This is a genomic window from Acinetobacter sp. GW821-FHT01E09 (genome assembly GCF_059422385.1).
The window spans coordinates 2,547,618-2,564,305 of the sequence record NZ_JBWKWU010000001.1 but is presented as its reverse complement, the minus strand read 5'-3'; the positions used below and the strand labels follow the sequence as shown (position 1 = coordinate 2,564,305).

Sequence of the window (16,688 nt, the reverse complement as noted above, 5' to 3'; positions counted from 1 at the left end):
ATTAGGGTCTGTTGACAATTCGTCTATGTTTGCGACTACGTGTGTTTTTTAGGCGATACTAGGCGTGAAATACGAAATTTAGTCATTCTAAATGAGTAGTTCGTAACGACGTAGCGGCAAAAAACACGCTAGTCCCGAAGGGTTGTGGCTAAAATTATCTCAGCCTTCGTTATGAAACTCGAAAATAGTCTCGCTATTCTCTTCGTTTCATGCCTTGCCTGCTCAATTTTAACCTACAACGCAAGCCATTTATGAAATGTTAACAGACCCTAGATTGAGCGCTTGGCTGCATATGTTATAGTAAGCTTGTATAAAAATGAGTTTTAACTTGATATGGCCTTAGATTTATTGCCGAACAGTATGCTAAAAGCAATAGATTTATTGCCCGATGCGAAAACACCTGTAACCTTATTCACGCGCCATTCAATTCGTGAGGTTGTGAATGGGCAGGGGCTGGCAGGTTATGATCTGCAATTGACTTCCCAAGGTCGTGATTTAGCCCAAGCTTGGGGCTGTTATTTGATTGAAAATACGGATCGTGTGATTCAACACTGTATTTCAAGCCCCATTCAGCGTTGTGTCGATACCGCGGCTTTGATGATTCAAGGCGCTGACGGAATTTCTCCTTATCCGAATACCCATCATATCGAAATTGTCGAAAAGGGCTTATTGGTTGAGCCGGGAAGTTTTGTGCTGGATATTAAACAGGCGGCTCCCTATTTTAGAGCACAAGGTGCTTTAGGTTTTATCAACAGTTTTGTAAATAATGCCTTACCTGGTATGAAGCATCCGATTACGGGTGTGGTGGATGTGCTTGAATTAATCTATGAAACACATCCTACCGTAAACAATGGCATTAGTTTGGCTGTGAGCCACGATACGATTCTTGCTGCGATTATTGCGGTGATTTCAAAACGTACCTATATCAGTCAAAGTGATTGGCCAGAGATGATGGAAGGTCTGTTTGTTTGGTTTGAAGGTGAGCGTTTTGCAGATAGTCATTTGAAATGGATTTGGCGAGGCGAACGTGGTGAATTGTCGATACGAGAGTTTCAGCAATAATTGAATCAAATAACCAGAAGAAGATTAAATAGCAGTGTATAAAAGTGGGTTTATATGGCTATAGAACTTACACAGCTACATCTTACACTTAAAGTTTAAATCCCTTTGCGTAGGCGATGGCTCACTTTTCGTAAGGGTTGCCAAACCTTGCGCTGCAAACAAAGCAGTGCTTTGTTTTTGCTCATGTTAGGTGAGGGATATCTGTACCCCCGCACACCCACACACCATGGGCGACATCCATGTCGCCACGCGGTAGGGTAACCATCTAGGATTCAAAAGTACAAAAGACGAATTAGTAATCTATAGTTTCTAAAAGTTCATACAAAAATATAAGCTTAATTTATGATCAACGACTTGAAGCAAATCACTTGTATGAATAATTAGGTGGTTTGACTATTAAGTAATGGGAAACTCCCTCCTTTTTAAAAGGTGAGAAGTGTTAACTTCGCAAGGGGGAGGATTTGAACAACCTGTGTCGAAACTTCGCAAGGGGGAGGATTTGAACAACCTGTGTCGAAACTTCACAAGGGAGAGGATTTACAATCTGAGTAAAATCTCGCAAGGGTAAGGATTTAACAATCTGAGCCGATTGGTATGACCTTGTGAATGTAAGGTAGGTGCTGTCTCACACACAGGTATTTTTTTGAATAAAATAAATTTTTATAGATTTTTTTTAACTTAAAATTGACGCACAGGTCTTACCAATAAAAGCTTGATGAATTTTATTTATCGTTTATTTATATTTTCTAAAGAGTAAATTTACACTAATTATAAAATAGTCTTCAAATTCGCTATACTAAATCTTACAGAATAAAAAAGCGAACTTGGAAAAAGCATGAACAAAATCTATAAAGTCATTTGGAATTCACAACTTAAATGTTGGCAAGCGGTTTCAGAATTGGCGAAAAATCACAGTACTTCACACAGCACTGTCGTGGATAAAAATAGCCTGACACAGGGTGTTAAAACAGTATCGGCAATGGCTGTAATGCGATGGGCTTTATGGGGCGTGGCGCTATTGCCACTCTCGATTTATGCCGCGATTTCCAATATAGAACTGCCCACAGGCGCCAATATCACCCAAGGTTCAGCCAATATCGCCCAAAATGGCAATACATTAAATATTCATCAAAATACTCAACGACTGAGTACCAACTGGGATACGTTTAATATTGGTCAAGATGCAACGGTGAATTTTAACCAACAAAACCAGTCCTCTATAGCAATTAACCGGGTTCTGGACAGCAATGCATCACAAATAATGGGACGTTTAAATGCCAATGGACAGGTGTTTTTACTCAATCCCAATGGGGTGATTTTTTCTAAAACAGCGCAGGTCAATGTTGGTGGGTTGGTTGCATCCACTTTAAATTTAAATGATAACGATATTCAAAATGGCAAATTTACCTTAACAGGCAATCCCAACAGCACGGCACGGGTCGAAAACCACGGTTCCATCCAAACTTTATCGGGTGGAACGGTGGCGCTGATTGCCCCCAATGTTAAAAACACAGGGCGTATCAGTAGCCCAAATGGTACAACCCATCTCACTGCTGCCAGCCAAGTCACTCTGGCGCTACAGGATGGATCACTGACCCAGTACCAAGTTGATCAAGGGGTACTTAAAGGCTTGGTGGACAATGGCGGTGCGATTATTGCCGACAATGGTGCAGTGTATTTAACTGCAAAAGCCAAAGACCGTCTGAGCAAAGCCGTGGTCAATCATAGCGGGATCATTGAAGCCAATCGATTAAGCCAAAATGCCAAAGGTGAAATCATCCTGTTAGGTGATATGCAAAATGGTGAAACCAATGTCAGTGGTGTGCTAAAAGCAGAAGGGCGAAATGGTCAAGATGGTGGATTTATTGAAACCTCAGCAGCCAAAGTCAAGATTGAAAACAGTACAGTGGTGTCGACACGTTCACAGGGTGGTAAAACAGGAAACTGGCTGATCGACCCGATTGATTTCAATATCAACGCAGGCAATGCCGCACAAGACAGTAGTGGTATGGGTGCGACAACCTTGGCAAATAACCTTGCAAACAACAATGTCACAGTACAAAGCAGTACTGGTGGCAGTCAAAAAGGTGATATCAATGTCAATGCTGAGGTGAAATGGGACAGTGCAAATAGTCTGACCCTAAATGCGCATAATGACATCAATATTAATGCCAATATCACTGCGACCGATAACAAGGGCAAACTGAATTTGATTTATGGTCAAGATACCGCCAATCGCGATGCCAATTATAAACTGAATAAGGGCGCTAAAATTAACCTACGTGCAGGAGATAACTTTAGTACTAAAAAAGGCACAGAGGCGACAGTCGAATATAAAGTGATTACTGCTTTGGGTGAGCAAGGTTCGACCACAGGGACTGACTTACAAGGGATCAATGGTAATTTGAATGGCAACTATGTATTGGGTGCCGATATAGATGCTACAGAAACCCTACGCTGGAACGCAGGTCAAGGCTTTAATCCAATTGGTAGCATTAACAATCCATTTAGAGGCAAACTGGATGGTTTAGGGCATACCGTTTCCAAACTTTATATTAACCGACCAGAACAGAACTATATTGGTTTAATTGGTTCTACACGGGGTGCACAAATTCAAAATATTGGGCTATTAGAGGTTGATATTAGGGGTAATAATTTTGTTGGCGCTTTAGTCGGGTTTAATGATAACGGCAGTATAAACAATGCTTATAGCACAGGTTCTGTTTCAGGAAATAACTCTGTTGGTGGTTTAGTCGGGTTTAATGATAACGGCAGTATAAACAATGCTTATAGCACAGCTTCTGTTTCAGGAAATAACTCTGTTGGTGGTTTAGTCGGATGGAATAGCGGTAGTATTCGCAATGCTTATGCAATTGGCAATGTTTCAGGAAATGATTTTGTTGGTGGTTTAGTCGGAATGAATCAAGGCACTATTAACAGCGCTTATAGCACAGCTTCTGTTTCAGGAAATGACTCTGTTGGTGGTTTAGTTGGTTGGAATTTAGGTAGTATAAATAATGCTTATGCTACAGGCGCTGTCTCAGGAAATGACTCTGTTGGTGGTTTAGTCGGACTGAATGATGAGAATGGCAGTATTAACAATGCCTATTGGAACACTGAAACCACAGGGCAAAATAGCAGTGCTGGTGGCGACTGTAATACAAATAACTATTGTGGCTTAACCACCGTAGAAATGTTTCAAAAAAACAATATGAAAGGTTTTGATTTTAAGGCGGTTTGGGGCAATGCCAATGATCAAACCACGCCTTATTTATTGGGTTTAAACGACAACCAAGTTTTTAATAAAAATGATTTACCTGTTGGAGCGATCACTGCAACAAACCGTCCAGCACTATATACCGCGATTCAAAATATCCAGCAACTGCAAAATATGCAAAGCAATTTGGCAGGCAATTATGCGGTGGTGAATCATATAGATGCTACAGAAACTAAAGACTGGAACGGTGGTCAAGGCTTTAAGCCGATTGGTGACTATAACAATAACAATGAAAATCCATTTAACGGCAAACTGGATGGTTTAGGGCATACGGTTTCCAAACTTTATATTAACCGACCAGAACAGGACGATATCGGTTTAATTGGTTATGCATGGCAGGCACAAATTCGAAATATTGGGCTTTTAGAAGCGAATATTCGTGGGAGTGGTTTTGTTGGCGCTTTAGTCGGACGTAATCTTGTTAGTCGTATTCAGAATGCTTATAGCACAGGCGCTGTTTCAGGCTACGTTGAAGTAGGTGGTTTAGTCGGAAATAATGGTGGCAGTATAAACAATGCTTATAGCACAGCCTCTGTTTCAGGAGGTGGACGCGTTGGCGGTTTAGCTGGGATTAATGGCGGCAGTATTGACAATGCTTATAGCACAGCTTCTGTTTCAGGACAGGAACGTGTAGGTGGTTTAGTCGGATGGAATAGAGGCAGTATTAACAATGCTTATGCCACAGGGTCTGTTTCAGGAAATAGGGCTGTTGGTGGTTTAGTCGGGAACAATCAAGGAAATCTGCGTCAGGTCTATGCCACAGGTCAGGTCACGGGAACAACTCAAACAGGCGGTTTAATCGGTTATCATGCGAGTGGTACAGTTGAAAATGCCTATTGGAACACTGAAACCACAGGGCAAAAAGACAGCTGGAATGGTGGTAACGGTGTTGACTGTAATACAAATAATTATTGTGGCTTAACCACCGTAGAAATGTTTCAAAAAAACAATATGAAAGGTTTTGATTTTAAGGCGGTTTGGGGCAATGCCAATAATCAAACCACGCCTTATTTATTGGGTTTAAACAACAACCAAGTCTTTAATAAAAATGATTTACCTGTTGGACCGATCACTACAACAAACCGTCCAGCACTGTATACCGCGATACAAAATATCCAGCAACTGCAAAATATGCAAAGCAATTTGGCAGGCAAATATGCGGTGGTGAATCATATAGATGCTACAGAAACCAAAGACTGGAACGATGGTCAAGGCTTTAATCCGATTGGTGATGGTAACAATCCATTTAAAGGCAAACTGGATGGTTTAGGGCATACGGTTTCCAGACTTTCTATTAACCGACCAACACAGGATTATATCGGTTTAATTGGTTATACACAGCAGGCACAAATTCGAAATATTGGACTTTTGGAAGCGAATATTAGGGGGAGGGATTTTGTTGGTGGTTTAGTTGGTCGTAATGAAGCTGGTAGTATTGACAATGCTTATAGCACAGGTTCTGTTTCAAGCAACACTCTGTATGTAGTTGGTTTAGTTGGATATAATATCAACGGCAGTATTAATAATGCTTATAGCACAGCCTCTGTTTCAGGAGATATTTATGTAGGTGGTTTAGTCGGATTGAATGATGGCAGTATTAATAATGCTTATGCAACAGGTTCTGTTTCAGGAAATATCTCTGTTGGTGGTTTAGTTGGACAGAATACCGGTAGTATTCGCAATGCTTATAGTACAGCTTCTGTTTCAGGACAGGATTGGGTTGGTGGTTTAGTCGGAAATAGCCTTGGTGGGAGTATTAACAATGCTTATGCTACAGGTTCTGTTTCAGGGCGGAATTCTGTAGGTGGTTTAGTCGGAATTAATAGCGGTAGTATTAACAATGCCTATGCAACAGGTCATGTTTCAGGAAATGATTGGGTTGGTGGTTTAGTCGGAGAGAATAGCGGCAGTATTAACAATGCCTATTGGAATATAGAAACCACAGGACAGAACAGCAGTGCTGGTGGAAAAGGCTTAACCACCGTAGAAATGTTTCAAAAAAACAATATGAAAGGCTTTGATTTTAAAGAGGTTTGGGGTAATGCCAATAATCAAACCACGCCTTATCTGTTGGGTTTAAACGACAACCAAGTCTTTAATAAAAATGATTTACCTGTTGGAGCGATCACTGCAACAAACCGTCCAGCACTATATACCGCGATTCAAAATATCCAGCAACTGCAAAATATGCAAAGCAATTTGGCAGGCAATTATGCGGTGGTGAATCATATAGATGCTACAGAAACAAAAGACTGGAACGATGGTCAAGGCTTTAATCCAATTGGTGATGGTAACAAGCCATTTAAAGGCAAACTGGATGGTTTAGGGCATACCGTTTCCAAACTTTCTATTAACCGATCAACACAGGACGATATCGGTTTAATTGGTTATGCACAGCGGGCACAAATTCGAAATATTGGACTTTTGGACGCGAATATTCGGGGGAATAATTTTGTTGGCGCTTTAGTTGGGCGTAGTACGAATAACAGCAGTATTCGCAATGCTTATAGTACAGGCGTTGTTTCAGGCTCCAATAATGTAGGTGGTTTAATTGGAGCCAATCAAAGCATAGGCAGTATTCGCAATGCTTATAGCACAAGTTCTGTTTCAGGAGCTAAGGCTGTTGGTGGTTTAGTTGGATCGAATGATAGTAGAGGTGATATTAACAATGCTTATGCCACAGGCGCTGTTTCAGGACAGACTTCTGTTGGTGGTTTAGTTGGAGAGAATGTTAATAACGGTCAGATTAACAATGCTTATGCCACAGGCGCTGTTTCAGGACAGAGATATGTTGGTGGTTTAGTCGGAGATAATAGCGGCATTATTAGAAATACTTATGCAACAGGACGTGTTTCAGGAGCAGTAGTTGGTGGTTTAGTCGGAAGAAATAGCACTAGCATCTTTTTTGACATGATTAAAAATTCATATTGGAACACTGAAACCACAGGGCAAAAAAATAGCTGGAATGGAGGTAATGGTGTTAACTGTAATACAAATAATTATTGTGGTTTAACCAGCACCCAAATGAAAGATGGTCGGAATTTTGCCTTTATTGATGCTGATAGTTATTTAGGTGGAAAAAACACGGTTTGGCGGATCTATCAGGGCGATACAGCACCATTATTACGTTCGTTCCTTACTCAGCTTGATTTAAATACGCAGGATGCCACCACAACCTATAACGGCAAAAATCAAAGTTTAGTCGATGTTACTGGACTAGACCCAAACAAAATATTCGGTGGTAAAAGTGGCGGCTATCGCAATGCAGGCAGTCACCAAGATCGTTACTATTCTAACCAGCAAGGCTATGACCTGATTGGTGTAAAGAATACAGCAAGTGATGCGGTTTTAACCATTAACAAAGCCACACTCAATCTCAATGCTGTAACCGATACCCGTAGCTATGACGGAACAAATCAATCCACTGGTATGGTCGATATTTCAGGTCTACAAACAGATGATCGCGTCACAGCCAAGCAAGAGTTTGACAGTAAAAATGCTGGAGAGCGCACTTTAAATATTGCTGAGGTGATCATAAATGATGGCAATAATGGTGGAAACTACAATATTGTCACCAATACTGCTAAAGGGGTGATTAATAAAGCTAAAGCTACAGTCACCGCCAATAGTTTAAACACCACCTATAACGGTAAAGATCAAACAGCGTCAGGCTTTACTGCGAAAGGTTTGGTGAATGGTGAAACAGAATCTGTATTGACTGATGTTAAAGCCTCTGTCAGTGCTAAAGATGCAGGCAAATATACCAATACTGCAACAGGCACAGATAAAAACTATGATCTGATTTTTGTCGATGGGGCTTTAGAAATTGCTAAGGCAAAAGCCACAGTCACCGCCAATAGTTTAAATACGGTTTATAACGGTAAAGATCAAACAGCGTCAGGCTTTACTGCGAAAGGTTTAGTCAATGGTGAAACTGAATCTGTACTCACCGATGTGTCGGCAAAAGCGACAGGCAAAGATGCAGGCAAATATACCAACACAGCCAAAGGAACAGATAAAAACTACGAGCTAACGTTTATTGATGGGGCTTTGGAAATTGCGAAAGCTAAAGCCACAGTCACCGCCAATAGTTTAAACACGGTCTATAATGGTAAAGATCAAACTGTATCAGGCTTTACTGCTTCTGGTTTAGTCAATGGTGAAACGGAATCTGTACTCACCGATGTGTCGGCAAAAGCGACAGGCAAAGATGCTGGCAAATATACCAATACTGCAAAAGGAACAGATAAAAACTACGAGCTAACGTTTATTGATGGCGTGTTGGATATTGCGAAAGCTAAAGCTACAGTCACCGCCAATAGTTTAAACACCACCTATAACGGTAAAGATCAAACGGTTTCAGGTTTTAGCGCTTCTGGTTTAGTCAATGGTGAAACGGAATCTGTACTCACCGATGTCTCGGCAAAAGCGACAGGCAAAGACGCAGGCAACTATGTGAATAAAGCCAATGGAACAGATAAAAACTATGAGCTGACTTTTGTCGATGGCGCGTTGGATATCGCTAAAGCCAAAGCCACAGTCACCGCCAATAGTTTAAATACGACTTATAACGGTAAAGAGCAAACTGTATCAGGCTTTACTGCCTCTGGTTTGGTCAATGGTGAAACTGAATCTGTACTGACGGATGTGTCGGCAAAAGCGACAGGCAAAGACGCAGGCAAGTATGTGAATAAAGCCAATGGAACAGATAAAAACTATGAGCTGACTTTTGTCGATGGCGCGTTGGATATCGCTAAAGCCAAAGCCACAGTCACCGCCAATAGTTTAAACACGGTCTATAACGGTAAAGATCAAACAGTATCAGGCTTTAGCGCTTCTGGATTAGTCAATGGTGAAACTGAATCTGTACTCACCGATGTGTCGGCAAAAGCGACAGGCAAAGATGCAGGTAACTATGTTAATAAAGCCGAGGGTATAGATAAAAACTATGAACTGATTTTTGTCGATGGCTCATTGGATATTGCGAAAGCCAAAGCAACCGTGACCGCCAATAGTTTAAATACGGTCTATAACGGTAAAGATCAAACAGTATCAGGCTTTACTGCTTCTGGTTTAGTCAATGGTGAAACTGAATCAGTATTATCAGATGTTAAAGCCTCTGTCAGTGCTAAAGATGCGGGTCAGTATGCCAATAAAGCCAATGGAACAGATAAAAACTATGAACTGATTTTTGTCGATGGGGCTTTAGATATCGACAAGGCTAAAATTAACCAAGTCAAGGGAATTACTGCCAATAACCGTGTGTATGATGGCACCACCAATGCCAGTCTTAATACTGATTTAGCACAATTCGAGGGGCTACTTACAGGCGATGAATTGGCCGTTGCTTCAGCGACAGGGAGATTTAATGATAAAAATGTGGGGGTCGGAAAACCCGTTTCCGTACAGGATATCCGCTTAACCGGTGCAGATGCCCGTAACTATCAATTGGTGGATAATACGGCAATGACCACAGCAGATATTTATGCACTTACGCCTCTGGCTTATTTGCAAGCCAAACAATTCAAACCACCACGTTATTTACCTGAAACACATAACGGTTTCAATACAGTTGATCTCGAAGTCCAGCAAGGTGGCGTTAATATTGCAGGTATTCAAACTTTGGCTGGGGAGCATTAATTGATAAAGCAACAATTGATGAAGCAACAACACAATATATTGGAAGTATCAGCGGGGGCTTGCCTGATGCTTATGAGCAACGGCGACATTTATGTCGCCATGCGATAGCATCATGATGGGCGACTAATTAAGGGCCTAAAACTCAATTTAATTGAGTAATGGAAAGCCTCCTCCTTTAAACAAAGGTGAGAAGTATTACTTCGCAAGGGGGAGGATTTAAAACCCCAGTGCCGATAAATAACAACTTAAAACTCAATAAATCCATAAAAGTAACAATTTAGGACAACAAGTCCTTTTTATATTTTTCAAATAAAAAATCACACGATTCCAATCTATATGATATATTTAAATATTTGAAATATATAATTATTTTAATTTAATCTCAAAAGCCAAGGATAGAGATAAGTCGTTATAAATATGGGGAAGATATGTGATGCAATTACGGTTTAAATATTTAACAATTTGTACGCTTTCAGCAATGCTTATTGCATGTGGGGGCGGTAATGATAGCCATTCTACAAATGATCAGCCATCGAATATACCGCAAAACCCTGGCGATGGTACAAATGAGTTACCTGGCGATGGTACACCAGAAACCCCAGACAACGGTTCAGGCGGTTCAAATGGTGGTACGACTTTGCCTCCAGAGAATGGTTCGGGTGGTTCAAATGGTGGTACGACTCAGCCTCCTGAGACTGGTTCAGGCGGTTCAAATGGTGGTACAACTCCACCCCCTGAGAATGGTTCAGGCGGTTCAAATGGAGGTGCGACTCAGCCTCCTGAAAGTGGTTCGGGTGGTTCAAATGGTGGTACTGGTACAACACCGCCTATTGTAGAAAAATACCCAGAACCCGTTAAAAATAAAATCCCAAGCAGTGTATTAGGCTTTTATGATTTTAATGCACAGGGTGGAAATCGCTTATTGCGCAATGACTTAAATGGTGACTTTGCTGCAATGCTACAGTTTGCCCAAAGCCATGTGGTAAATCCGAAGAATAATGAACAGGATAAAATGCCACGCTTAACCACGCAGAAAGATGCATTGCTGTTGGTTACGCCTTTGCTTGCGATGGGAGATGTTGACAAATTACAAGCGGAAATCTATCAAGGCAATCAACTGATACGTACTGTAAACCTAAAAGAGCCTTCACGTCTTGCTGCTTCCGATCAATCTAATCAGGATGATCGAGCGCGGGTGATGTATTCTAAACAGGCGTGGTCAGTCGCGTTAAAGTGGGATGAGGTACGTTCAGGATTATCCATCCGTATTATCGATCCTGTAAACAATCGCAGTGGTTCTTTAGCTGCGACAGATATTGATTTTGCCGCACCAGGCGAGTTGGTGGTGCAAAGTATTCGTTTAGGTTTATTGACTGATGCACCTAAATCCAATGGTCACTATATGCTGTTGGAACCTGAAAAAGCAGGAACCGATTATTTCCAAACCATCCCTGCTGCAAAAATGATTGTCAGCAAATATGATGACATGAAGCTTAATCGGGTCATGGTTGCAAGTGGTGTCATTTACGATTCTGTCAGTGCAACCAATGGTGGTGTCTATGATGGAGATATGCGTGAAAACACCGCTAAATCGACATTTAGTGTTGGAATTAACTTAGCGAACTGGGGTGTCACCAGTTCATCGATGCAAAGCCAAGAGCAACCACAAGTGACTCAAAGTGTGGTGATTCATCATGCCAGAGGTAAATATGCCAATGGTGAGTCCAATCACGGCTTAAGTGGTGGAAATGGTATTTTGACATTGATCGATTCGGTGGGGAATGAATTTAGCCATGAAATCGGGCATCACTATGGTTTAGGGCATTATCCAGGTTCAGTGGAAACTAGTGGAAGTCCCACAAATTATTTCTGGTCTGCACACCATGCTGATAGTGGCTGGGGATACATTGCATTTCGAAATAAAATGCGTGGCAATTTAAATTGGGGCAATACCAATTTAGGGGATGGCAGTAATGGTGTACCAAACTTCCAAAATCTCTATGCCTATGGTTGGGATGCCATGAGTGGCGGATCCAGCGCCAGCTCGATTTCCAAATATACCCACTATACCGGTTATAGTATGTGGTTAAAAATTCAACCTGCTTTTGATAAATACGTGTGGGATCCAAACTCTACGACAGGTTATAAAAAATGGAATACCGCAACACGCGAAATGGTAGATGCACAACCCAAAACGCCAAACTCAGGCAATGTTTGGTATAACAGTGCCGATGGTAACTTTTTAAAACCACGTTTGTTTAGTGTGCCTGTTTATACGATTTTAGGTGGCTATGATCCAGTTAATCAGGTGGGGATTATTTATCCTGCAGCACGAGGCAATTGGGGCAATGTCTTTAATCTACCTCAGGCCAACACGGCTGGCACAGCTGCAAGTTGTTGGTTAAATGTGCAGTATGCCAACAAAGTAGAAAATATTGCACTTGCTCCACAACGGGTAAATTCAGGTAGCAATGCCAATAAGTTCCATATCAACCTTGCGCAAAGTGATACGCCTCAAAATGTTGATCTTTACTGCCAAAAAGCAGGCCAGCAGGCAGTGAAATTGTCGAATATCAATATTCCAGTCACGACACAAGCAATGGCACCTTTTGTTTCTATTGGCAAAGAAGCAGAGTATTCGGCCTTAAGAACACTTGAAATGCCACAACTCGAACAAGCTTTGCTGAATAATAAAGGTAAAGAGGTGGTCAGCCTTGATGCGGATTCACGCTTATTATTTGACTCTTATCGTCAATTTAAAACTGAATTGTCAGCAGACGCGCAAACAGAAATGGTCCGTTATACTCAACAACAAATTAAACTCTATCGTTTAAATCGTTGGATCAATGCATATCGAACCGATCTTGAAAGTGGCAATGTTGAAGCAATTGAGGCATTTAATCAGTTTATGGCAAAGTTGGAACTAAGCAATGATTTCAATTTAAATAATGTTTCGAGCATTAAAAACGGGACAAATTGTCTAAAAGTTGAAACACTATCTAATGGCAAATTGAATGCCTATATCAGTGGTAAGAGCGGCTGTACGGGTGATGACACTGAACAGTGGATCTATGATGCAATGGGTAAAATCCACAGCAAAAAATATATGGATCAGTGTTTAGCCAATCAGGGTGGTGTGATTAATCTAAGCTCATGTAACCATGATGCAGCAAGCCAAGTGTGGGCGATGAATGCCACACTGCAACGTATTGAGCAAGGTTCAAAATGTTTTGATTTGGAATATGGCTATTTAAGCAATAACCGAGCCCGTTTGATTAGTTATAATTGCGGTACTGGTGGGAATCAAAAATGGACAAATCTTACTGCCAATAACAGTTTGATTTTGGCTGCAAGCCGTGCTGAAAATTTAGCTTTGATCAAGCAGCTTCTAATCAAGTAACCATTGATCAAATAAGCAAATCAAAAATTAATTTATCACCATAAAATAAGCGCCATAAGGCGCTTATTTTTGTTCATGTTGATGATTTTACTTAAATACATCAATGATTGAACTGTTGTTATACTGGTTTAAGAAAACTGATCCGCATTCATCAAGGAGTGTTGTAAATCTTCAGTGGATTTACGCCCTTGCAGTTGTAAGGCAACAGCATGTATTAAACCGGTCCAAGTCTCATTGGGTTCCCAAATTTGATGCATCAACTCTTGTGCGGTTGGCATATCGATATCCATATAATATTGGCGATATAAATACATCAAACAACTCACCCGCATATTTTTTGCACAATGTACCCAAACAATTTTTTCCTGTACCAAATGCGCGATCAAATCTAACACAAATAAGCATTGATCATCTGCTGGTGTATCCCAATGGATTGGAATTTGAATGTAGTTGAGCCCAAACTCAGCACAGATTTTATCTTCATGTTCAAGGTGTAAGCTGGCATCTGTAAATGCCAGATTGATGATTGTATCTACGCCATATTCTTTAATCTGTTTCAGTTGTTCAGCACTCGGCTGACCTGAAGTCAGTAAATGTTCGTGGACAAACTGGAAGTTTGCGATTTGACAGAGTTCTTGTTCAAGTTCGTTCATAGCATTCTTACAGAAAATGTTTAATAACATCATAAACAAAAACGCCATCTATGTAGATGGCGTTTTTATATTAATTAACGATTTGGTAAAATTTCTTTTAAAGCTGCATCCATTTCCAGAAGCGCTTTTTCAGTGGTTTCCCAATCAATACAACCATCAGTCACCGATTTACCATATTCTAAATCAGCCAGATTTTCAGGAATATCTTGGCGTCCACCTTTGATATGGCTTTCAACCATAATGCCGACAATAGATTTATTGCCATCTAAGATCTGTTCAGTGATATTTTTCAACACAAGTGGTTGTAAATACGGATCTTTATTTGAGTTGGCATGACTGGTATCAATCATGATTTTATTGCTGACTTTGGCTTTTGCTAAGGCATTTTCCGCTTCAGCAACAGAACCCGCATCATAGTTCGGCTTACCATTACCACCACGTAATACAACGTGTGCATAAGGGTTACCACTGGTACGAATCACTGAAACTTGGCCTTCGTTATTTAAACCTAAGAAACTATGACCATGTTTAACCGACTGCATGGCATTGGTTGCAACGGTTAAACCACCATCTGTACCATTTTTAAAGCCTACAGGTGAAGAAAGACCAGAAGACATTTCACGATGCGTTTGGCTTTCTGTTGTACGTGCACCAATCGCAGACCATGAAATAAGATCTTGGTAATATTGTGGTGAGTTTGGGTCAAGCGCTTCAGTTGCACAAGGTAAGCCTTTATCGTTTAACTCAAGCAACAGTTTGCGACCTAAACGTAGACCTTTTTCAATATTAAAAGAATCATTCATATCTGGATCATTGATCAAACCTTTCCAACCAACGGTTGTACGAGGTTTTTCAAAATAAACACGCATGATGATATATAAAGTATCTTTTACTTTTTCACTTAATACTTTTAAACGATTTGCATAATCATGTGCTGCAACAGGGTCATGAATAGAACAAGGGCCAATCACAACAAATAGACGTTTATCTTTACCATCTAAAATATTACGAACAGTTTCCCGACCATGAAGTACAGTTTGGTAGGCATTTTCATTTAATGGTAATTCAGCTTTAAGTTCCGCTGGGGTTACCAGCGTTTGAATGCTTTGGACATTCACGTCATCAATATCTGATTGAGTAATTGGATTTGAATTTAATGTATTCATTGCCGTCACTGGGTATTAGAAACATACAGAAAGTATTTTTAGTGGTCAGAATATAACACGAATTGGCCGAAGTTTTGTCATAAATAAATCATTAAAACTTTACGGTCAATTCATAATTATTAGTTATCAATAAAAGCTTAATTTTAAACCTGTGGTTGTTGGACGGATGGTGCTACCATTGCAGCCTGTGGTTTTTCTACAGGTTTGGATTTCACTGGGTTTAAGATAAAGTTAATACCCAAGGCAAATAGGGTGATCCCCAAAACCTTGCGAATCATTTTTTCTGGCATTTTAGAACTGATTAAAGTTCCCACCACAATTGCAGGAATTGAGCCCACCAGCAACCATCCAAGCAGATGAAAATCTACATTGCCAGATGTCATATGCGCAAAACCAGCAACAGAGGTTAACAAAACAGCATGTACAACATCTGAACCAATGATACGAATCATCGGTAAATTGGGAAACATGAGGATCAGCGCCATGATACCAAATGCGCCAGCACCTACAGAAGAAAGGGTCACGAATACACCCAGTACAATCCCCATAATCACAACATAAGTGCGTTTGCCTTCAATGTTGAAATTATTGGCCTCATGAAAATCTTGCTTTTCTGCACGAAATTTAGCAAAGAATTTTTCAATTCTAGAACGGAACACGATAGACAAGCCTGTTATGGTCAGCATAAAGCCTAACACCATGGTTAAAATGGCTTTGTAGTGCGTTGAACTGCTGAGGTAATTGTCTAAAACCCAATGAGTGATAAATGAAGCAGGGACACTGCCCAAGGCTAACCAGAGAACAATTGGCCAAACAATATTGAGTTTTTTAGCGTGAACCATTGAGCCACAAAACTTAGAAATAGCCGCATAGAGTAGGTCTGTTCCAATTGCGATGTGTGGTTCTATTCGAAATAAACTAATCAGGATGGGGGTCATAAGAGAACCACCGCCTACACCAGTAATACCTACACAGAAGCCGACTAAAACGCCAGCTAGAATAAACTCAACAGGACCAAACATGACTTATATTGCCAGATATCAAAAAACAGGCATATCTTATGACTTTTTTGTATAAGTGGTTGTCTTGATTGTTGATTTGCTTATGCAAAAAAATGCTAAAGTCTTTTAACTTTAGCGTAGTCTAGGTTTGTATATCTATCTAATTGATTATTATTATAAATTTTGATTAGGCCTTTTTGATGAATCAAAAAGTGATCGTGTTGAATTACTAATATTGGTATTAGACTTCTTGCGTTAGTCAAAAATGAGCATCCAATACTTGCATACTTTTAAATATTGATGAAACGTAGCTGGTCTTTCTATCGTGAGGCGACATGGATGTCGCCGTTGGGCGGGGGTACAGGACGTACCCCTCGCTCAACGAAAGATTTTTGTCACTTTTCATCTCTGAAAAGTGAGGCATCGCCTACGCAAAGCTATTTAAACTTTGAACATAAGGTGTGGCATTGCGAGCTTTTCAAACATGCA

Annotated in this window: 6 protein-coding genes; 3 read left to right on the top strand and 3 right to left on the bottom strand. The window is 40.5% G+C overall.

What is annotated here, in order from left to right; all coding sequences use genetic code 11:
* Positions 1 to 333 precede the first annotated feature (333 nt).
* The 3 genes from AC07U8_RS11715 to AC07U8_RS11705 all read left to right on the top strand — a co-directional run bounded on the left by AC07U8_RS11715 (position 334) and on the right by AC07U8_RS11705 (position 13,379).
* The gene (locus tag AC07U8_RS11715) at positions 334 to 1,062 is read left to right on the top strand and encodes a histidine phosphatase family protein (RefSeq protein ID WP_494737920.1); all 729 of its coding nucleotides are present in this window, start codon (positions 334 to 336) and stop codon (positions 1,060 to 1,062) included.
* A gap of 835 nt (positions 1,063 to 1,897) precedes the next feature.
* On the top strand, positions 1,898 to 9,979 hold the full coding sequence (locus AC07U8_RS11710; RefSeq protein ID WP_494737919.1) for a GLUG motif-containing protein: 8,082 nt from the start codon (positions 1,898 to 1,900) through the stop codon (positions 9,977 to 9,979).
* A 433-nt stretch (positions 9,980 to 10,412) separates the two neighbouring features.
* On the top strand, positions 10,413 to 13,379 hold the full coding sequence (locus tag AC07U8_RS11705; RefSeq protein ID WP_494737918.1) for a M66 family metalloprotease: 2,967 nt from the start codon (positions 10,413 to 10,415) through the stop codon (positions 13,377 to 13,379).
* A gap of 128 nt (positions 13,380 to 13,507) precedes the next feature.
* Here the strand turns inward: AC07U8_RS11705 and AC07U8_RS11700 are convergent, their stop codons facing one another.
* The 3 genes from AC07U8_RS11700 to AC07U8_RS11690 form a co-directional block, all read right to left on the bottom strand.
* Positions 13,508 to 14,032, bottom strand: a complete 525-nt coding sequence (locus AC07U8_RS11700) for a protein tyrosine phosphatase family protein (protein ID WP_096735523.1) — start codon at positions 14,030 to 14,032, stop codon at positions 13,508 to 13,510.
* Positions 14,033 to 14,106: 74 nt separating this feature from the next.
* Positions 14,107 to 15,198 carry a 3-deoxy-7-phosphoheptulonate synthase gene (locus AC07U8_RS11695; RefSeq protein ID WP_004719768.1) on the bottom strand — a complete coding sequence of 364 codons (1,092 nt, stop codon included), beginning with the start codon at positions 15,196 to 15,198 and terminating at the stop codon, positions 14,107 to 14,109.
* A gap of 143 nt (positions 15,199 to 15,341) precedes the next feature.
* Positions 15,342 to 16,220: a sulfite exporter TauE/SafE family protein gene (locus tag AC07U8_RS11690; protein ID WP_096734301.1), complete on the bottom strand. Its 879-nt coding sequence runs from the start codon at positions 16,218 to 16,220 to the stop codon at positions 15,342 to 15,344.
* Positions 16,221 to 16,688: the final 468 nt, after the last annotated feature.

Bases quoted from the DNA above. Each gene is read 5' to 3' on its own strand.
- AC07U8_RS11715 (WP_494737920.1), top strand. From the start codon at position 334: ATGGCCTTAGATTTATTGCCGAACAGTATGCTAAAAGCAATAGATTTA.
- AC07U8_RS11710 (WP_494737919.1), top strand. From the start codon at position 1,898: ATGAACAAAATCTATAAAGTCATTTGGAATTCACAACTTAAATGTTGG.
- AC07U8_RS11705 (WP_494737918.1), top strand. From the start codon at position 10,413: ATGCAATTACGGTTTAAATATTTAACAATTTGTACGCTTTCAGCAATG.
- AC07U8_RS11700 (WP_096735523.1), bottom strand. From the start codon at position 14,032: ATGAACGAACTTGAACAAGAACTCTGTCAAATCGCAAACTTCCAGTTT.
- AC07U8_RS11695 (WP_004719768.1), bottom strand. From the start codon at position 15,198: ATGAATACATTAAATTCAAATCCAATTACTCAATCAGATATTGATGAC.
- AC07U8_RS11690 (WP_096734301.1), bottom strand. From the start codon at position 16,220: ATGTTTGGTCCTGTTGAGTTTATTCTAGCTGGCGTTTTAGTCGGCTTC.